Below are 20,032 nucleotides of genomic sequence, written 5' to 3' on the forward strand. Positions count from 1 at the left end.
CACCCTAATTGACGCTATTTAGCAGCTACTTTATTAGGCTGAAATCCGGGTGCGTTAGTCTGCCATAGCCCGAAGGCCATGAGGTCGGCAATGCTTTCAAACTGCTTGAGGCGGGAGTCGCCCATGCCGTGGCCGGCTTCATAGTCGGTGAAGAACAGCACGGGCTTGCCGGAAGTGTTGCTGGTTTGCAGGCGGGCCGCAAACTTGGCCGGCTGCCACGCAATAACGCGCGGGTCGTTGAAGCCGGCCGTAACGAGCGTGGCGGGGTAGCTGGTGCCGGGTTTGAGGTGGTGGTAGGCGTCCATTTCCAGCAGCGCTTTGGCTTCGTCTTCCTTGGTCATGGTACCAAACTCGGGCACGTTTACGGGGCCGTTGGGCGAGTTTTCCATACGCACGGAGTTCATGCAGCCTACTTCCGGAATTGCTACTGCAAACAGATCGGGCCGCTCGGTCATGGCCCGCCCGATGAGGATGCCGCCGGCGCTGCCACCGTTGATGGCTATTTTGCCGGGCGCGGTGTAGTTGTTTTTGGTCAGGTATTCGGCGCAGGCAATGAGGTCTTTCCAAGTGTTGGGCTTGGTAGTTTTCTGGCCGGCTTTGTGCCAGGCCTCACCCAGCTCGCCGCCGCCGCGCACGTGCGGCACGGCCAGCACCCCGCCCTCCTGCGTCCAGAGCAGGAAAGGCGGCATGAAGGTAGGCTCCATCACCCGCGAATAGGCGCCGTAGCCGACCATGAGCGTAGGGGCTGACTTGTCGCGCTTCAGGCCCTTTTTATACACCAACGACAGTGGCACCTGCACGCCGTCGTGCGAGGGCACCAGTACTTCTTCCACCACCAGATCAGCAAACTCGGGGTATTGCGCCTCCGACGACAACGGCTCGGGCGTGAACTGCCGGCTGGCCGGGTTGTAGCGGTAGCGCCGCCGGTCGGAAGTCCAGCCGCCCAGCGTCACCCACAGGTCCGACGACTGCGCGTTTTTGGCTACCAGCTCCAGCCGGCCCGCGGCCTGCGGCAGTTTCAGCTCGCGCACCGTTTTAGAATTTTTCGGCACAAAATAGAGCTTGGCCTGCACGCCGTTGCGGGATCGGACGAAGTAGAGGCCGTCCTTGGTGGTTTTCAGCTGTTCGTCGATGATGGCCTCGGCTGCATTTTCGGGCACCAGCACCTCGGCCGTGGCCACGTCGGGCTTGGCGGCGGGCATGCGCATCAGCTTCTGGCGCGGCGTGTTTTTCGAGGTTACGAAGTAGATGTACCGGTCGTCAGAAATGAAATTGGTGACTTCATCGGCCGGACGAAACAACGGCTGCCAGGGGATGTTGGGCTTGCCCAGGGCCGCGGCGGGGGCATAGTAGGCGTGCAGGTAGCGGTCTACGGAATACAGGAGGCCGTAGGCCAGCTTGGTATCCCGGTCGATGCCGGCGTAGGGGTATTCGGCGGGCTTGATGCCGAGCTTGGGGTAGAGCTGCGCCGAAAACACAATCTGGTCCTGGCTGGCGTGCGTACCTACGCGGTGCAGGCGGCACTGCGTGTTTTGGCGGGCGGCCATGTCTTTCAGGTCGCCGTTGTTGTAGGGCAGGTACGCCAGCGTCTGATTGTCAGGGAGCCATTCGCCGCCGCCGCGTGTGAGCGGTATCTGCTCGGGGTAGAGCTTGCGGGTTTTGACGTCCATGATGAGCATACGGCCTAGCTCCGCTCCTTTTTCCGTGATGCCGAACGACACTTTGGAGCCGTCGTTGCTGGGCGCAAACCCGCTGATGTTGTACACCTTGCCCGGTTCGAATGCCTCGGGGTCGAAGAGCAGGGTTTCGGTGCCGGCATAGCCTTCGCGGTAGTAGAGCTTGGGCTGTTGGTCTTCGGGGCGCGACTTGAAGTAGAAATATCGGTCGTTGTCGGCCACACGCAAGTCGGTTACCCGAGCGGCCTTGCGCTTATCAATTTCCACCATCTGGTCAATGAGCTTCTGCCAGCCCGGAATGGCATTCAGCGTTTGGCGGGCATACTCACTCTGGGCCTTCATCCAAGAAGCCACGGCGGGGTCCTGCAGGTTTTCGAGGTTGCGGTAGGGGTCCTCCACCTTCACCCCAAAGTAGGTATCGGTGGCGGATACGGAGGGCGCAGCGGCCGGCCCCGACTGGGCCAGGGCGGCGGTAGAGGCAAGCAGACTCGTGAGGAATAGGGGTGTTTTCATGTAGGAAATAGTAACTATTGACAAATGAACCGGCCAGCATAAAGCTGGGCCAAACACGCCAATTTCTTACCGATGCACAACCACACAATCATGTGACTACCAACCATTAATCTAGCAAAATTCAGCACTCAAACTCGCTCCTTGCACTGCCTCGCACCCTTGGCCTTGCAGCCTTGTTTCGAGCCTAGAAGCAGCATCGACAGGTTGCTGCGGCAGCCCAAAACCCCGCCTGCCGGGGGCGGATTCGGGCGGGGCTTTGCCTATCTTTGTAGCCAGCATCTATGGAGAATTTCGTCGTTTCGGCCCGCAAGTACCGTCCAGCCACGTTTCGCAGCGTGGTGGGGCAGCAGCACGTCACTACTACTCTGCAAAACGCCATTGCCTCGCAGCATTTGGCGCAGGCATTCCTGTTTTGTGGGCCCCGGGGCGTGGGCAAAACCACCTGTGCCCGGATTCTGGCCAAAACCATTAACTGCGAGTTTGTAGAGGAACACGTGCGCAAAAGCCGCCCGATTTCGGAGCTGATCCAGGCCCAGCCTGACATCGTGCCCGATGCGCTGCTCACGGCCAAAGACCCCGACAATACACCCTTTGAGCTGGAAGCCTGCGGCAAATGCTCATCGTGCCGCGCGTTTCAGGAAAACGCCTCGTTCAACGTGCACGAGCTGGACGCCGCCTCCAACAACTCGGTGGAAGACATCCGCAGCCTTGTGGAGCAGGTGCGCTACGCTCCGCAGCAGGGCCGCTTCAAGGTGTACATCATCGACGAAGTGCACATGCTCTCGAATGCGGCCTTCAACGCCTTTCTGAAGACGCTGGAGGAGCCGCCGAGCTACGCCATCTTCATCCTGGCCACCACCGAGCGGCACAAGATTATCCCTACTATTCTGTCGCGCTGCCAGATTTTCGACTTCAATCGGATTCGGGTCGACGACATTCGGGGGCATCTGCGCCACGTGGCTACCCAGGAGAAGATCAAGGCCGAAGACGATGCGCTGCACCTGCTGGCTCAGAAAGCTGACGGCGGCCTGCGTGACGCGCTGAGCATGTTCGACCAGATGGTGACCTTCTCGGGCCACGATCTGACCTACAAGGACGTGGTGCAGAACCTCCACATTCTGGACTACGAGTACTATTTCCGGCTCGTGGATGCGCTGCTGACCGAAAACCTGAGCGCCACGCTGCTGCTGCTGGAGGAAATCATGCAGAACGGCTTCGACCTACACAATTTCGTGGTGGGCGCGGCCGAACATTTGCGGGGCTTGCTGGTGTGCAAAGACCCCGTGACGGTGCAGCTATTGGAAGTATCCGACAATATCCGGAGCCGCTATGTGCAGCAGGCCCAGGCCGCGCCGCTGCCGTTCCTGCTTTCCGGCCTGAACCTAGTGAGCCTCTGTGACCGGGAGTTCAAGCAGGCAAAAAACCAGCGCCTGCACGTAGAGCTGACGCTGATGAAGCTCACCTACCTCAACAGCGCTGTGCAGTTTGCCCGCGACCTGAGCGCCGGCCCCGCCGCCTCAGCCAGCAACGGCGAGGCGAAAAAAAAAAGTAGCGTAACGACTCCGGCCGCCCCGGCTCCAAACGGCCAGCTTGTAGCCGACGGTACTGCCGAAGCGCCGGCTGCCTACGGCTCTTTGAACGGCACCGGCACTCCACGCCTGGCACCGGCGGCGCCCGTCAACACCGCAGAACTGGCGCATGCGCCCGCCGACCCGGAGCCCATTGTGCCAGTGGAAAGCGGCGTGGAAGAGCTCCACGACACGCCCAGCATCGAGGACGAAGGCGCAACGCAGGTGCCAGCTACGGCCCGGCTGCGCGACACCGTGCCGCACGTAGAAATCGGAAGGCCCAGCATGGCGGGCCACGAGCCGGGCCAGCCCGCCGTGACGGCGGCTCCTATGCCCCCACCCCGCCCGGGCATGCCGCCGGCCGGCAAACCGCTGGGCCTCGGCACCAAGCTTCCCGGTCTGGGCAGCCTCAGCGCCATGAAAGCGCAGATGGAGCAGCAAGCCGCCGCCGGCAAAGCCGCCGTGGACACCGAGCCCAGTGGCCCTACCACCGGTCTGCCCGCCATCAACGATGAGGTGCTGCAGCGCGTGTGGAAAGAGCTGACTGAGGAGCGCAAGCCCGTCAGCATGATGCATTATAGCTTGCTCAACCGGCCGGTGCAGGCCAACGAGCAGCACCTGATTCTGCTGCGCGTGGATAACCCCGTGCAGGAAGACCTGTTCAACGAGTTGCGGGCCGAGTTTCTGGGCGAGCTGCGCCGCCGCACCGGCTATCCACGCCTCAACGTGCAGGTAGAAGTGGTAGAACGAGTGGAGACAGGCCGCAAGCTCTACACTTCCACCGACAAGATGGACTACCTGATGGAGAAGTACCCGATGCTGCTGGAAATGAAGCAGAAACTGGGCCTCGACGTCGATTAATCACGGATTTTGTGAGCGGCGCTTCCATTCCTGGGGGCGGCACGCTTACTACTCTCTAAAACAAGGGGCTTGCCACGTGGCAAGCCCCTTGTTTTGCCAATCAGCCGCGAAAATCAGCTAGCCGAGCACCATCCGCGCTAATCCGTCGGTCTTCATACGCATTTTTCCGCACTTCGCGGCCGAGAGGGCGCAGCGGAGCTTTTTATTCCCAGGGGGTCCGCCTATCTTTGACTCCTTATTCCGTTCTGCTCTGCTGCCCGCGCTGGTCTCCCTGTGAAAAAACCCCTTCTGCTCCTTATTCCAGCCCTGGCCACGCTCGTTCTTACTCAATGCCAGACCAGCAAGCCCGCCGCTACGGCAGCAGCCATTACCCCGGCCGCCAACACAGAGGCTCCCAAACAGAAGGAATACAAGTACCAGACCGTAGAAGGCGACCCGCTCAAAGCGCGCATCTACACCCTCGACAACGGCCTGACCGTTTACCTCTCCGACTACGACGACGCCCCGCGCATCCAGACCTACCTGGCTGTGCGCGCCGGCTCTAAGAACGACCCGGCCACTGCTACCGGCCTCGCGCACTACCTAGAGCACATGGTGTTCAAGGGCACTTCCAAGCTGGGCACCCAGAACTGGACCGCCGAAAAAGCCGAGCTGGCCAAGATTGAGGCGCTCTACGAGCAGTACCGCGCCCAGCGCAACGACCCCGCCGCCCGCAAGCGCACCTACCATCAGATTGACTCGATTTCCGGCGTGGCGGCCAAGTACGCCGTGGCCAACGAGTACGACAAGGTGATGGGCGCCATTGGGGCCAAAGGCTCCAACGCCTACACCTCCGTCGAGCAGACGGTGTACCAGGAAGACATTCCGAGCAACCAGTTGGAGAAGTGGGCCGCCATCCAGAGCGAGCGGCTGGGCGAGATGGTGCCGCGCCTGTTCCATACCGAGCTGGAAGCCGTGTACGAGGAGAAAAACCGCGGCCTCGACAACGACTTCAACAAGGAGTACGAGGCCCTGAACCGCAGCCTCTACCAGAAGCACGAGTACGGCACCCAAACTACCATCGGCACCATCGAGCACCTGCAGAACCCGTCCATCACGGAGATTAAGCGGTATTTCGACAAGTACTACGTGCCCAACAACGTGGCGCTGTGCCTGAGCGGCGACCTGGACTACGACCAGACTATCCGTGTCATCGACCAGTATTTCGGCAAGCTGCAAAGCAAGCCGGTGCCGGCCTTCACGCCTGCCCAGGAAGCGCCCATCACCGCGCCGCTCGTAACACAGATTGTGGGCCCCGACGCCGAAAACGTAATGCTCGGCTTCCGCTTCCCCGGCACCACTACCCGCGAGGCGCTGGTGCTGCGCATGGTGGACAAGCTGCTGAGCAACGGTCAGGCCGGCCTGATTGACCTGAACCTGAACCAGCAGCAGAAAGTGTTGCAGGCGGCCTCGTTCACCGACATCAACAACGACTACTCCTCGCACATCCTCTATGCCACGCCCCGCCAAGGCCAGAAGCTGGAAGAAGTGCGCGACCTGCTGCTCGCGCAGCTCGACAAGGTGAAGAAGGGCGACTTCCCCGACTGGCCGATTCCGGCCATCATCAACAACGAGCAGCTGCAGCGCACCAAGAGCTACGAAAACAACGAGTCCCGCGCTGGTGCCTTCGTGGCGGCTTTTGTGGCCCGCGAGGATTGGAAGGACTATCTGAAGCAGATCGACGACTTCGGCACCATCACCAAGCAGGAGGTGATGCAAGTGGCGCAGCAGTACTACGGCCCCGGCTACGCGGCCATCTACAAGCGCACCGGCAAAGACGCCAACGCCGTGAAAGTGATGAAGCCGGCCATTACGCCGGTGCCCGTGAACCGCGAAGTAGCCTCCGACTTCTACAAGCAGGTAACCGGTTTGAGCAGCCCCGAGCTGCAGCCGGTATTCGTGGATTACAAGAAGGACATTCAGGAAGTGAAGCTGGAGTCGAGTGTGCCGGTGTATTACACCCGCAACACCGAAAACAACCTCTTCAACCTGTTCTACGTGCTCGACCTGGGCACCAACAACGACCCCAAGCTGGGCCTCGCCACCGACTACCTGCAGTACCTGGGCACCAACAAATACACGGCCGCGCAGCTGCAGCAGGAGTTCTACAAGCTGGGCTGCTCCTTCGCGGTGCAGAGCGGGCAGGACCGTACCACCGTCAGCCTCTCCGGCCTCGACAGCAACTTCGAGCCGGCGCTGCAGCTGTTTGAGAGCCTGCTGGCCGCGCCCAAGCCCGATGCCGCTGCCCTCCGCAACATGGTGGCCGGCGTGCTGAAGTCGCGCCAGGATGCCAAGCTGAATAAGCAGGTAATTCTGAGCCAGGCCATGGTGAACTTCGCTAAGTACGGCCCGAAAAACCCCTTCACCACGCAGCTGAGCGAGAAAGAGCTGAAAGCCCTGAAGCCCGAGCAGCTCACCGCCACCATCAAAACCATCCCGACCTACCAGCACCGCGTGCTGTACTACGGGCCGCGTATGCTGGAAACGTGGCATAAGGAGGCGACTCCTACACAAGACGCCAAGACGCCTCAGTCTCGCGTGATGGTAGCCGGGCTAGTAGATGCTCTTGAAAACTACCACCGCGGCCCCGCCCAGCTCACCCCTACCCCAGCGGCCAAGGACTTCGCGGAGCAACCCATGAACCAGCGCAAGGTCTATTGGGTCGACTACAACATGGTGCAGGCCGAAATCCTGTTCCTGACCAAAGGTACCCTCTACGACAAAGCCCTGGTGCCCACCACCAGCCTCTACAACGAGTACTTCGGCGGCAGCATGGGCAGCATCGTGTTTCAGGAGCTGCGCGAATCCAAGGCCCTGGCCTATTCGGCCTCGTCGCGCTACGCCAACGCCGACAAGGCCGGCCGCAGCAGCTACAACCTCAGCTACATCGGTACGCAGAGCGACAAGCTGCCCGAGGCCATGGCCGGCATGAACACCCTGCTCAACGACATGCCCGTGGCCGAAGCCAACCTGCAGATTGCCAAAAACGCCATCCGCAACAGCATCGCCACGGAGCGCATCACCAAGGCCGACATCCTGCTGAGTTATGAGCGCGCCCGCCGCCTCGGCCTTGACTACGACCTGCGCCGCGACGTGTATGAGCAGACGCCCAACATGAGTTTCCAGGACCTGCAGAAGTTTCAGCAGGCCCGCGTGAAAGGCCAGAACCAGACCATTCTGGTGATAGGCTCCAAAGACCGCCTCAATTTCAAGGAGCTGGCCAAGTACGGCCAGCTCCAGCAACTTACCCTGAAAGAAATTTTCGGGTATTGACGCCGCCTGAACGTCATTCCGAGCGAAGCAGAGGCATCTCGCTAGTGTGGTAATTACCACCGCAACCTCAGCACGCGAGATTCCTCGGCTTCGCTCGGAATGACGTTCGACCGGCCCTTCGCAACTACTAAAAACATACAGTCCAAAGTACCTTCAACAATGGCAGAACAGAAAATCACCATCAAGAACGGCAAACTCAATGTGCCCGACCAACCAACCATTCCTTTCATCGAAGGCGACGGTACGGGTCCGGACATTTGGGCTGCTTCCGTGCGCGTATTCGATGCCGCAGTAGAGAAAGCCTTCGGCGGCGCGCGCAAGCTGGTGTGGAAAGAGGTACTGGCTGGTGAAAAGGCCTTCAAGCAAGTAAACAACTGGCTGCCCAACGAAACCCTCGACGCGTTTCGTGAATACCTGGTGGGCATCAAAGGCCCCCTGACCACGCCCGTAGGCGGCGGCATCCGGAGCCTGAACGTGGCCCTGCGCCAGGAGCTGGACCTGTATGCCTGCGTGCGCCCCGTGCGCTGGTTCGAGGGCGTGCCTTCCCCTGTGAAGCACCCCGAGCTGACCGACATGGTCATCTTCCGCGAAAACACCGAGGACATCTACGCCGGCATCGAGTACATGAACGGCACGCCGCAGGCCCAGAAAATGCTGGAATTCCTGCAGGATGAGATGGGCGTGAAGAAAATCCGCTTCCCCGAAACGTCCTCGTTCGGCATCAAGCCCGTGAGCAAGGAAGGCACCGAGCGTCTCGTGCGCGCCGCCATCCTCTACGCCATCGAGCACAAAAAGCCTTCCGTGACCATCGTGCACAAGGGCAACATCATGAAGTTCACGGAGGGCGCCTTCAAAACCTGGGGCTACGAGCTGGCCGAAAAGGAATTCGGCGACAAAGTGTATACCTGGAGCCAGTACGACAAGGTGCTGGCCAAGCAGGGCCAGGAAGTAGCCGACGCTCAGCAGAAAGCAGCCCTCGACGGCGGCAAAATCCTCATCAAGGACAGCATTGCCGATGCCTTCCTGCAACAGATTCTGCTCCGCCCCGCCGAGTACTCGGTGGTAGCTACCCTCAACCTGAACGGCGACTACATCTCCGACGCGCTGGCCGCCATTGTGGGCGGTATCGGTATTGCGCCAGGTGCCAACATCAACTACCTCACCGGCCACGCCATCTTCGAGGCCACCCACGGCACGGCACCCAAGTACGCCGGCCAAGACAAGGTGAACCCCGGCTCCGTGATTCTGTCCGGCGCCATGATGCTGGAGCACCTGGGCTGGCAGGAAGCCGCCGACCTCATCTACAAAGGCCTCGAAGCCGCCATTGCCGCCAAGCGCGTCACCTACGACTTCGAACGCCAGATGGAAGGCGCCACCCTGCTCAAATGCTCCGAGTTCGGCGATGAGGTTATCGCCCGGATGTAGTAGCTTGATGAGTGCTTAATCAACGAAAATCCCGTGTTGGCTTTGGCTGGCGCGGGATTTTTAAATAAAAACTACCGTTTCGCTGAACAGTTCGTAGCAGTTTACTATTTGGTTTTATATTTTGAAAGAAAACTATGAGCCCTGTAATTATACCCCTTCATCTTTTTATTCCAGCGATACTTAGTTTGCTTATCCTTATACGGGTATTTGCCAAACGAAAAGCAATGTTTAGAAAGCGAAACGGTAAAGCGAATTGGATTACATTGATGCTATTTTTCACACTATACGGACTTATTGTTGGCGTAGCAACCTATGATGACATAAACTACCAAAGTCAGTTGAATAGCTTCGATTTGAATAAAGATGGGTTCTTTGGTGGTGATGAAATAACTATCGAGCAAGAAGAAGCAGTGAGTAATTTGACACACGACACTGGAAGAAATTTTTCAGTATTTACAGGATTCATCTTTGCAGCCTTGGTAGCACTACCAATATATATTACAATCAAGCAAGCATTAAAAAAGAAGCCAGATCACAGGTTAAGCTAGGCAACTTATAGCTCACGAGAATATATAACCTCAGGTATTATTTCGAAATATAAGGGAAGACATTAAGTCAAAAACCCTCCTTTTCGTGAAATGCATCTAATTGCAATTCATAAGTATAAATAGGGGGGCTCTAGTTCAAATTGAGTTAAGGAAACTCGTTCACCTTTCAAAGTTCAAGAAACTCCACTTGGAAATGAATTTTGTGAACTAATTCTGAATTCACGACTACCCACTTGGCGCGAGTTCAGCATTCCGCGCCAGCGCCAACAAAAACAGGGCACCCCTCGGGTGCCCTGTTTCATTTCCGATACCCCTGACACCTACTGCACAGGCGTGGCTGTCCGTTCGCGGCGCACGCGCTTTAGCAGTTGCCGGAACGTGTAGTCCTCGGCTTTGGCTTTATCGGAGCGGGCGTAGAGGGCTTTGCCGTCGTTGAAAAGGTGCGTCATCTCAGCGTAAAGGGCGTTGAGCACCGTCATATTTTCCTCGGTGTTGCCTTTCTGGGCGCTCATCTGGCTGCCCTGGCTGGTGGTGTCCTTCACCAGCGCCTCGTAGAGGTCCTGTAGCTGCTGGGTGTCGGCGGGCTTTTGGCCTTTGGCCGCCAGGGCCGCCTTGTTGGCCTCCATGTTCTGGAGCAGCGTTTTGAGGGCCGCTTCCAGGCCCGAGTGGTCGTCGTTGTTGCGGGCGCGGCGGGCCTGCTCTATCCCAAACCGGTCGGCGGGCACCGTGAGCGGGGTAGCACGCCGTACGCGGGCCGCCAGAAAATCCAGCGTCCGGGGCAGCTCCTTATACACGCCCGCAATGCGCTCCGTGAACACCATGCGCTTGGCAATCTGCACCGAGGTAGCCTCCAGCCCATCGGCCGCCGCTACCTGGGCATCATAGTCGGTGAGGAAGGCGGCAGTATAGTCCTCAGGCAATAGGTCCTGGAAATCGGCCTGGTCACGCACGTAGCTCGTGCGCAGCAGCCGCGCCAGCGGCACCAGTTCATCAATCCGGCACTTAAAATCAGCTTTCACACTTTCCATAATGAGAGTAATTTAAGAAGGTTGTACAACGCAGGGAAGATATTTATTCCCGACACTATTTCCGCATCCTGCTACCCGCTTTTTTCTGCCATAACTCCCTGTACGCTATAGCCCTTCGCACCCCGATAACGGCTTCCGGCATGCGGGAAACAGTTTCCACATGGCGGGGAATACTATCCCCATCGAGGGGAATGACTCCCGGCATAGCGGGAACGAGTTCCGGAGCAGCGGGAACTACCTCCGGAGCGGCGGCAACGGTTTCCAGCATAGCGGAAATGACCTACGGGGCGGCGCGAACGGCTTCCGGAACAGCGGGAACGACGTACAGACGGTTCGACACGGCTGCCGACGGGCGCTTTGCCGGCCGCTACCTGCTACTTTTTCTATCCCGAAACCACAATATTCCAGTCGCAGGGCGGTTTATTAGCACATTCTTTCTCTTTCCTATTTCTATGTTTCGTACTCCTACCCTGCGGCGCGTGGCACCGCTCCTGTCGGTGCTGGCCGTGGCCACCGCCTGCTCCAAAGACGACGACCAGTCGGCCACCCCGGAAACCGGCACGTTTGAGAAAACCGTGCTCCTGCCCGCCGACTTTCTGCGGTTTGCAGACGTAGCCGAACTGACCGATGGCAGCGTGTTCGTGCTGGCCTCTACCAGTGCCGCTACGGCTTCTGCGCCGCTGGCGGAGAAGCCGGCCGGGATCCGGCTTAGCGCTAGCGGCGACACGCTCTGGACCCGCCGCTATACCTTCGGCAGTTTCGATCCTATTTACGGGGCCGGCATCAGCTACTCCTGCCTGCCCACCTCCGATGGTAACGTGGTCTTCTCGGCCATGACCCCGCGGACTGGTGGGGCCTTCGAGCCACGCCTCACCAAGCTCAACGCCGCTACCGGGGCCGTGCTCTGGACGCTCGCCTTGCCCGATGAGGTGTATACTACGATCTGCAAGCTGGCCCCCACGGCTGGCGGCGGAATCCTGTTTGTAGATACCGACATGAACAACCCGCAGAGCTTCCGGCTGCACACCATCACGGCAGCCGGCACGCTGGTTTCTTCTGTCACCGTTCCTCACGGGTTTGCGTCCGATATCCGCCCCACCGCCGATGGCAACTTTATCGTGGCAAGTGTGCTGGCCCCCTTCGTCCAGCAGCCGGTTCTCACAAAGCTGACGCCGCAGGGCAGTGTGCTGTGGAGCCGCACTTTGCCAACTACTGGTTTCGGCCTCACCAATAGCGTGGTGCAAACGCCGGACGGCGGCTACGCGCTGGCCAGCGGCAATGCCTATGCCTATAACGGCACCAACAACACGCTCCGGCTCTTGAAAGCCGATGCCAACGGGCAGCAGCAGTTTGTGTATTCCTACTCCGATATTCTGGGCTATGCCAACCGCCTCGGCCTCAGCAACGGCAAGCTGATCCTCGTAGGCGCCTCCACCACCAGCACCCCCACCGGCGATACGCCGCACCCACTGGCCCTGCGCCTCAACGCCAGTTCGGGCTCCGAAGAGCTGCGTCAGGCCCGCCCGCAGGTAAACGGCTACGTCGCCAGCTTCACCACCACCCAGGACGGCAAGCTGCTGCTCTGCTCCGGCGAAGCCGGCAAGCTGGTCCTGCGCAAAACCAACGCCGACCTCACCGACTAAAAACCGCCGAACCCAACGGTTCCTGACCGAACGAAGCCCGTCATGCTGCGCTCTGCATGACGGGCTTTTTAGGTGCGGTTCGCCCTTACCTAATGAATAGAAGGACTTCCGGCATCATAAGCGGCCTGACCCGCCTGCACCACCCGCGCCGTCACGAGAAGCTGCCCGGTGTGGCGCGTGGTGTGCTCGGCGGCATGCACCAGCAGCCCGATGACAGTGCTGGGCAAGCCCTGGCGGCCGACTGGCCGAAACTCGGTAAGGATGGCTTCGGGCGTGGTGCGCAGCATGGCCAGCAGTTGCTCCACAGCCTCCGAAAACTGCTGCACCAGCGCGGCGGTGGTTTCGGGGTCTGAGGGTCCGTCTTTTTCGGCGGCGAGGAAGCGAAACTGCTCGTCCGTGAGCGGCTGCTGGCGGGCGTACGCCTGCATGCGGCTGAGCACGCCCGCCAGGTGGCGCAGATGAAACCCCACCGACGCCACCCCAGCCGGCCGCACCGGCAGCAGGTGGTCGGGAAAGTTGTGGAGGGCGGCCTGCACTTCGGCGCGGGCTTGTAGCAGCGCGTGCGCCACGGGTTGCAGCAGCGGCGGCACCTCGGGCAGCGGGCCGCGCAGCCAGTATTCGGGTTGCGGAACGGAGGGCGTTGTCATGGGTAGTATAACTGCCAGGGCCGCCCGCAGGTTGAGGGCGGTGGCTTTAGTGGGTATATTCACAAAAACCAATATCTTCCCAGTAGCAGCCTTATCCTTCCACCATTTCTCTTTCTTGCTATGGCCCTCGACCTGCTTTCCGATGCTGTTGTAGACACCGTGTCGTTGCCGACTACCAACGCCCGGGTGCGGAGCAAAGCCCGCGGTATTGGCAGCTCCAGCACCGTTACGGGGCTGGAAGTGCGCCTGTCGCGGGTGTTCATCAACGACAACCGCACGCCCAAAGTCTGGCCCTTCCCCGGTTTCGCCGACGTCTACCTGCTGCTGGTCGTGTTCGATGACCTCAACCCCGAGCCGCAGGCCCTCACGCTGTCCGGTTTTGCCCGCATTGATGATGGCGAAGACCTGCCCGTGGACAAAACCGCGTACCTCTGGAAGCAGCAGCAGGAAAACGAGCCGGCTCCGTCACAGGTGCACGTGCTGCTGTCGGTGCTTAAGAGCAAGAAAGGCCTGCGCGATACGGCCGCCGTGCTGGCCCAGGCCCGCGACTCCGACGACTACCGTGGCTTGGTGGGCGAAGTGGTAGGGGCCATTGCCGGCGCCCCGGCCCGCACCGCCGAAGTCATTCTGCAGCTAGGAGCGGTGGTTGGCAATCTGCTGAAGGAAGTGGAAGACAAGCCGCTGTTCACGCAGGTCATCAGCTTCACCGACATCAACGGCGACTTCGACAACCTGGGCAAAACGCCGGTGGTGAAGATGAACAACTACGTGCAGACCACCCTCACGCTGGTCGTGCGCGACCCTTCCCGCGAGCCAGCCGCGTAAGGCCGAATGCACCGCATGAAGACGTTTTCGGAAGTATTGCTGGCGGCCCTCATCAGCGACGCGGTGGTGGCCCTGCTGCTGGGGCTGCTGCTGAAAAGCCGCACCGAGCGGATTGCCCACGAAATCAGGACCCAGTATGAGCAGCTGGCAACCACGTTCCGCTCGCGCTTTAGCTGGAAGGAAAAAGCCCTGGCCGAGCTGCTGGCGCCGCTGCACATGCAGCTAAACCGCACCGAGCGGGCCTTTCGGCGCTATGCCGCCGGCAATCTGTATCTGGAGGCCCGGATTCTAAAGGAAGGCAACGAGGCCATCCGCAACCTGCTTATCGAGAAAGGCTACCTGATTCCGCTGGACCTGCTGCCCGACGCCGACCGACTGATAGAGCACTATGATATCTGGCTGGAGGAATTTGCCCGCGTGCGGGATGCTGCTCAGCCCGACCTGGGCACACCCTTCGTGTTTGTGGGGCCGCAGGGCTATCCGTTTCCGCGCTCCTCCGCCGACAAGTTTCAGCAGACGTACCAGCAGCTGTGGCGCGAGGTATACGGCACTATTTCCTGATGCTGGCTAGGTATTGACAGGCCCCGGTCTATCTTTAAGCCCATGCTCCAGCTTTCTCAGCGCGGCGTGGCCTTACCCCCTTCGCCTTACCGCAAACTCACGCCCTTCGCCGAATCCGCCCGCCAGCGGGGAATTATCGTTCACCCCCTCAACATCGGCCAGCCCGATATTGAAACGCCGCCTTCCATGCTGGAAGCCGTGCAGCGGGCCAGCATTCAGGTGCTCGAATACAGCCCCACAGCCGGCTACCCCAGCTACCGCCGCAAGCTGGCCGACTACTACCAGCGCCTAGGCCTGGAGGTGGATTCCGACGATATCATCGTGACAACTGGCGGCAGTGAGGCCATATCGTTTGCACTGCTGGCCTGCCTAAATCCCGGCGACGAGTTTATCGTACCGGAGCCGTTCTACGGGCCGTATTCGGCGTTTGCCGTGGCTACGGGCACGCACGTGGTACCCATAACGGCCCGGCTGGAAGACAACTTCGCGTTGCCACCCATTACGGAGTTTGAGCAGAAGATTACGCCGCGCACTAAGGCAATTATGATCTGCAGCCCCAACAACCCCACCGGCTACGTGTACAGCCGCGCGGAACTGGAGCAGCTGAAGGAGCTATGCCTGCGCCACAACCTGTACCTGCTCTCCGACGAGGCGTACCGGGAGTTCTGCTACAACACCGAATATACCAGCGCCCTGAACCTGCGCGGCGCCGACGACCATATCGTGCTGCTCGATACCATATCGAAGCGGTATAGTGCGTGTGGAGCGCGCATTGGGGCTATTGTCACAAAAAACCACGCTCTGCGCGACGTATTTTTCAAGTTGGCCCAGCTGCGCGTAAGCCCGCCGGGCCTGGGGCAGCTGCTAGCCGAAGCCGCCGCCGACCTGCCCGCTACCTACTTCGACCACACCAAAACCGAATACTTAGCACGCCGTGACCTGATGCTGCGCCGCCTGCGGGCCATGCCCGGCGTGCAGGTGCCCACCCCGAGTGGCGCGTTCTACGTCATCTGCCACTTGCCCGTAGATGATGCCGACCGGTTTGCGCAATGGCTCCTGGAGGAATTCAGCCACTACGGCCAAACCCTGATGATTTCGCCGGCTTCCGGTTTCTACGCCACGCCCGGCCTGGGCCGCCAGCAGGTACGCCTAGCCTACGTTGTCAATCAGGATATCATCAGCAAGGCCATGGACTGCCTGGAAGCAGCCCTACAGCAGTACCCAGGCCGCGAGGAGAAACAGCGTGTGGCTGCCGCGGAGGTGCGGGAAACGTTCGGCTGAGTATGCTGCCGGTTGCCGTCCAATCAGCCGGGCGGCTGCGAGCGGGCTTCTCATACTTTTCGGGCTGATTCTTGCGTTCTGCTTTCTGATGAAACGTTTGCTGCCTCTTTTGCTTCTGCTACCACTTGGCATGGCGCCAACCGGGGCACAGACCATACTGCCCGAATCGGCGCGGCAGCTCACGCTGCGCATCAACGGGCAGACCGTAGCCGCCGACACGATCAGCTCCCGCTTTTTTCTCGGCGAAGACCGGGCTCTGCGCCTCAACATCGTGCGCGCCGACGATCCGGACGGCGAAGGCCTGACCATCATCATCGACCGGTTCCCGATTCAGGCGGGCAGCTACAGCTTCCAGGAGATTCTGAGTGGCCGCAACCGCGACGCTTCGTACCGTTTCGGTAAGATATCAGCCTACTCCAAATCCTGCGGCCAGAACACCGGTAACGTCACTATTACAGGGGTAAATACCGCCCGGCACTGGCTGATGGGCACTTACTCGTGCCAGGTGTGTGAAGCCGGACGGGGCGGGCGGCGCTTTACGCTGGAAGGCACATTCCGGTACCCCGTGGAGAAGGAGTAAGCAGTGGCAAAACTGCTGTACCTTCCGGGCAGATTCTGGCTTTCATCCGTTCTTTTTGCATGCTTCTTTCCGTTTCCCCCCGCCTAACGCTGGCGGCTGGCCTGCTGCTTAGTGCTGCTCCGGCCGTCCTGGCCCAAACGACCACCACTCCCAACCGCTTCGTCACCGATAGCCTCGACAGCTACATCCGGCGCGGTATGCAGCGCTGGCAGATTCCGGGCCTGGCCGTGGTGGTAGTGAAGGATGGGAAAGTAGTGGTACAGAAGGGCTACGGCGTGCGCGAAGTGGGCAAGCCCGCGCCCGTGGACGCCACCACGCTGTTCATGATTGCCTCCAACACCAAGCTCTTTACGGGCACGGCGCTGGCCAAGCTCGATGGCGAAAAGAAAATCAACCTCGACGAAAAAGTAACCAAGTACCTGCCCGATTTTCGGCTCTACGACTCGCTGGCGTCGCAGCAGGTGACGGTGCGCGACCTGATGAGCCACCATTTCGGCTTCAAGACGTTCCAAGGCGACTTCACGTTCTTCAAATCCAACCTGGAGCGTGCCGAAATTGTGCGGCGCATGCGGCTAATGAAGCCCGGAGGCCAGTTCCGCCGCGACTATGGCTACTGCAACTCGGGTTTCGTGGCGGCCGGCGAGGTGATACCAGCGGCCACCGGCGGCACCAGTTGGGAAAACTACGTGCGCCAGAACCTGCTTCAGCCGCTGAACATGACCAGCACCGATGTTAGCTCAACGGGCTTTGGGCAGCGGCCTAATATTGCGCACGCCTACTCCAACACGTTCGGGCCGCTGGCAGAAGTGCCCTTCGACAACTGGGACAACATGGCGCCCTGTGCCAGCATCGTTTCCAACGTAACGGACCTGAGCAACTGGCTGCGTTTCCAGCTGGATAGTGGCCGCTACGAGGGCAAGCAGGTGATGCCTTGGGCGGCGCTGCGCAAAACCCGTGACGCCAACACCGTTATCAGCAGCCGCAAATCGACCATCTACCCCATGCACTTCGTCACGTACGGGTTGGGCGTGGAGGCCGCCGACTACAACGGCAAGCAACTATTCTGGCACACAGGCGGCGCGTCGGGGCAGGTGAGTAATGTGTGCTTTGTGCCGGAAGCCGGCCTGGGTATTGCGGTGCTCACTAACAACGACAACCAGAGCTTCTTCGAGGCGTTGCGCTACCAGCTGCTCGACAGCTACTTGGGCGTGCCGTATGTAGACCGGAGTGCCGCGGCGTGGCAGCGTAAGGTACGGGCCGAAGCCAGCCAAACCGACCCGACGAAAGAACTGGCGGCCCGCGTCAGCAAAAAGAACAAGCCCGCATTGCCACTCAAGGCCTACGTGGGCGAGTACGAGAACAAGCTGTTTGGCCGCATCAGCATCAGCCAGAAAGGCAAGCAACTGCTTGTTACGCTGCCCAACCATCCCGGCCTCACCGCCACCCTCGACTACATGGACGGCCAGGAGTTCCGGGCCACGTATTCCGACTTAGTGTTCGGCGTGATGCCCGCCAAGTTTGAAGCGGAGGGCAACAATGTGAAGACTGTAGAGCTGCGCGTCAACGACTACGTAGAGTACGACCCATACGTGTTCAGCAAACTGTAATACCAGCAAACACAAAAAAAGCCCGCCTATCATCATCATGATGACAGGCGGGCTTTTTTGCTTACCAGCTAAGTTAAAACAAGCTGTACCGGTTCACAGCACCACTGCTTATAGCGTAGCCAGATCAATCACGAAGCGGTATTTCACGTCAGACTTCATCATCCGCTCGTAGGCTTCGTTGATGTAGTCCATACGGATAACCTCCACATCGGACATGACGTTGTGCTCGGCGCAGAAATCCAGCATTTCCTGGGTTTCCTGGATGCCACCGATGAGTGAGCCGGCAATGCGCCGCCGCTTGGCAATTAGGTTGAAGGCGTGCAGCTGCGGCGCTTCCGGTGGCACACCCAGCAGCACCATCGTGCCGTCGCGGCGCAGGCTGGCCACGTAGGGCGTCAGGTCCATGGGAGCCGACACGGTATTGATGATCAGGTCAAAATAGTTGCCGATGCCTTTCATGGCTTCGGGGTCTTTGGTTACCACGAATTTGTGGGCGCCCAGGGCTTTGGCGTCGGCTTCCTTGCCGGGCGAGGTGCTGAGCACGGTTACTTCGCACCCCATAGCGGCCGCAAACTTCACAGCCATGTGACCCAGGCCACCAAGACCCATCACGGCCACCCGGTCGCCCTGCTTGGCGTTCCACTGCCGCAGCGGCGACCAAGTGGTAATGCCGGCACAGAGCAGCGGCGCCACGCGGGCCAGATCCAACTTCTCAGACACGTGCAGCACGAATTTCTCCGTCACGACAATGTTGTTGGAATAGCCACCGTAGGTGGGCGTGCCGTCTTTCTCGCGGGCATTGTATGTGCCCACGAAGCCCTTGTCGCAGTATTGTTCCAGGCCGTCGGCGCATTCAGGGCAGTGTTGGCAGGAGTCTACCATGCAGCCCACACCGGCTAAGTCGCCGGGCTTGAAGCCCTTCACATGCGCGCCTACCTCCGTGACGCGGCCTACTATTTCGTGGCCCGGAACCATAGGGAAAATGGAGCCGCCCCACTCGTCGCGGACTTGGTGTACGTCGGAGTGGCAGACACCGCAGAACAGAATTTCAATACGCACATCGTGCGGGCCAACGTCGCGGCGCTGGAAATCAAACGGGGCAAGGGGGGCATGGGTCGCCGGAGCGGCATATCCTTTAGATGCAATCATGCGTGTGGTTTTGAAGAAAATGGAGCAAGTTCGAATGGGTGTAACTGTATTCTACGCCGAAGGTTCTTCGCAAAGCCCCTACGCCTCCAACACCGGATTGTAAACGGCCGTAACGGTGTACCTTACGCCCCTGTTCTTTCTTCTACTACCACACATACGATGCCCTCTTCTTCTACCACTATTTCTGTAGCACCCCGGCACAATTCCGCAGGGCTACGCTTCTGGCACTGGTCTAATGCGGCCTTGGTGCTGGCCCAGCTTCTGACGATTCTGTTCATGTTCGTCATCGTGAAGGTCAAGACCTTGGCTCCGGAATTCAGCAAAGTGCTGGCCGAAAAAGGCGTGAACATGGCTCCCGAAGACCTACGTGGCCTCACACGTATTGTGTCGCACCGCATCTGGGACTGGCATATCTGGATCGGCATTACACTGTCGGTGCTGCTGGCTTTCCGTGTGGTAGTTAGCTTTCTGCAGCGGGGCCGGCAGCGAACCGGCGCCAAAATAGCCGCCCTGAAAGGCCGCGCCGCTCAAGGCGACATAGTAGCCCAGCAGGGCGTGTGGGTGCGCTATGCCTACCGGGGCTTCTATGTAGTGCTAGCCGTGATGGTCGTTACGGGCCTGATTCTGGTGTTCGAGGACAACTTCCGCAGCATTGAGCACACGGCCAAGGAAGTCCATGAATTCACGATGTACCTCGTCATTGCGTTTGTGGCCGCCCATATTGCCGGCGTGTTCCGCGCCGAAGTCACCCACGACCCCGGCATTGTGTCGGATATGATTAACGGCGGGGCATCGGACGAGGAATAGC

At 59.8% G+C, this 20,032-nt stretch carries 14 protein-coding genes and 2 pseudogenes; 12 read left to right on the forward strand and 4 right to left on the reverse strand.

Annotated elements, in window-relative coordinates; all coding sequences use genetic code 11:
- Positions 1-14: 14 nt before the first annotated feature.
- The gene (locus H4317_RS16035) at positions 15-2,189 is read right to left on the reverse strand and encodes a prolyl oligopeptidase family serine peptidase (protein WP_185887576.1); all 2,175 of its coding nucleotides are present in this window, start codon (positions 2,187-2,189) and stop codon (positions 15-17) included.
- 281 nt (positions 2,190-2,470) lie between these two features.
- Between H4317_RS16035 and dnaX the strand changes: the two genes are divergently transcribed.
- The 5 genes and pseudogenes from dnaX (at position 2,471) to H4317_RS16055 (ending at position 9,903) form a co-directional block, all read left to right on the forward strand.
- On the forward strand, positions 2,471-4,618 hold the full coding sequence (gene dnaX, locus H4317_RS16040; RefSeq protein WP_185887577.1) for a DNA polymerase III subunit gamma/tau: 2,148 nt from the start codon (positions 2,471-2,473) through the stop codon (positions 4,616-4,618).
- Positions 4,619-5,146: 528 nt separating this feature from the next.
- Positions 5,147-6,163 (forward strand): annotated as a pseudogene (locus H4317_RS19545) (M16 family metallopeptidase); the annotation flags it as partial.
- Between the two features lie 1,158 nt (positions 6,164-7,321).
- Positions 7,322-7,930, forward strand: a pseudogene (locus H4317_RS19550) (M16 family metallopeptidase); the annotation flags it as partial.
- Between the two features lie 159 nt (positions 7,931-8,089).
- The gene (gene icd, locus H4317_RS16050) at positions 8,090-9,355 is read left to right on the forward strand and encodes an NADP-dependent isocitrate dehydrogenase (protein ID WP_260625707.1); all 1,266 of its coding nucleotides are present in this window, start codon (positions 8,090-8,092) and stop codon (positions 9,353-9,355) included.
- 134 nt (positions 9,356-9,489) lie between these two features.
- Positions 9,490-9,903: a hypothetical protein gene (locus H4317_RS16055; protein ID WP_185887579.1), complete on the forward strand. Its 414-nt coding sequence runs from the start codon at positions 9,490-9,492 to the stop codon at positions 9,901-9,903.
- Between the two features lie 320 nt (positions 9,904-10,223).
- Here H4317_RS16055 and H4317_RS16060 read toward each other — a convergent pair whose 3' ends face one another.
- Positions 10,224-10,922, reverse strand: a complete 699-nt coding sequence (locus H4317_RS16060) for a hypothetical protein (RefSeq protein ID WP_185887580.1) — start codon at positions 10,920-10,922, stop codon at positions 10,224-10,226.
- A 461-nt stretch (positions 10,923-11,383) separates the two neighbouring features.
- On the opposite strand from H4317_RS16060, the gene H4317_RS16065 reads away from it, so the two are divergent.
- Positions 11,384-12,574, forward strand: coding sequence for an outer membrane protein assembly factor BamB family protein (locus H4317_RS16065; RefSeq protein WP_185887581.1), 1,191 nt, complete (start codon positions 11,384-11,386; stop codon positions 12,572-12,574).
- Positions 12,575-12,663: 89 nt separating this feature from the next.
- Here the strand turns inward: H4317_RS16065 and H4317_RS16070 are convergent, their stop codons facing one another.
- On the reverse strand, positions 12,664-13,284 hold the full coding sequence (locus H4317_RS16070) for a DinB family protein (protein WP_349772184.1): 621 nt from the start codon (positions 13,282-13,284) through the stop codon (positions 12,664-12,666).
- Between the two features lie 57 nt (positions 13,285-13,341).
- On the opposite strand from H4317_RS16070, the gene H4317_RS16075 reads away from it, so the two are divergent.
- From H4317_RS16075 to H4317_RS16095, 5 genes are all read left to right on the forward strand, one after another.
- A complete protein-coding gene (locus tag H4317_RS16075; protein ID WP_185887582.1) occupies positions 13,342-14,046 on the forward strand; it encodes a hypothetical protein in 705 nt (234 codons plus the stop codon).
- A 15-nt stretch (positions 14,047-14,061) separates the two neighbouring features.
- Positions 14,062-14,607, forward strand: a complete 546-nt coding sequence (locus H4317_RS16080) for a hypothetical protein (protein ID WP_185887583.1) — start codon at positions 14,062-14,064, stop codon at positions 14,605-14,607.
- 42 nt (positions 14,608-14,649) lie between these two features.
- Positions 14,650-15,888 (forward strand): pyridoxal phosphate-dependent aminotransferase, encoded by a 1,239-nt coding sequence (locus tag H4317_RS16085; RefSeq protein ID WP_185887584.1) that lies wholly within the window; start codon positions 14,650-14,652, stop codon positions 15,886-15,888.
- A gap of 88 nt (positions 15,889-15,976) precedes the next feature.
- Positions 15,977-16,468 (forward strand): hypothetical protein, encoded by a 492-nt coding sequence (locus H4317_RS16090; protein ID WP_185887585.1) that lies wholly within the window; start codon positions 15,977-15,979, stop codon positions 16,466-16,468.
- Between the two features lie 59 nt (positions 16,469-16,527).
- Positions 16,528-18,075, forward strand: a complete 1,548-nt coding sequence (locus tag H4317_RS16095) for a serine hydrolase (protein WP_185887586.1) — start codon at positions 16,528-16,530, stop codon at positions 18,073-18,075.
- 108 nt (positions 18,076-18,183) lie between these two features.
- Here the strand turns inward: H4317_RS16095 and H4317_RS16100 are convergent, their stop codons facing one another.
- Complete coding sequence (locus tag H4317_RS16100; RefSeq protein ID WP_185887587.1) at positions 18,184-19,224, reverse strand: NAD(P)-dependent alcohol dehydrogenase; 1,041 nt, start codon at positions 19,222-19,224, stop codon at positions 18,184-18,186.
- 159 nt (positions 19,225-19,383) lie between these two features.
- On the opposite strand from H4317_RS16100, the gene H4317_RS16105 reads away from it, so the two are divergent.
- Positions 19,384-20,031 (forward strand): cytochrome b/b6 domain-containing protein, encoded by a 648-nt coding sequence (locus H4317_RS16105; RefSeq protein ID WP_185887588.1) that lies wholly within the window; start codon positions 19,384-19,386, stop codon positions 20,029-20,031.
- The last annotated feature ends 1 nt before the right edge of the window (position 20,032 follow it).

Origin of the sequence: Hymenobacter sediminicola, from assembly GCF_014250515.1 — a bacterium.
Lineage (GTDB): Bacteria > Bacteroidota > Bacteroidia > Cytophagales > Hymenobacteraceae > Hymenobacter > Hymenobacter sediminicola.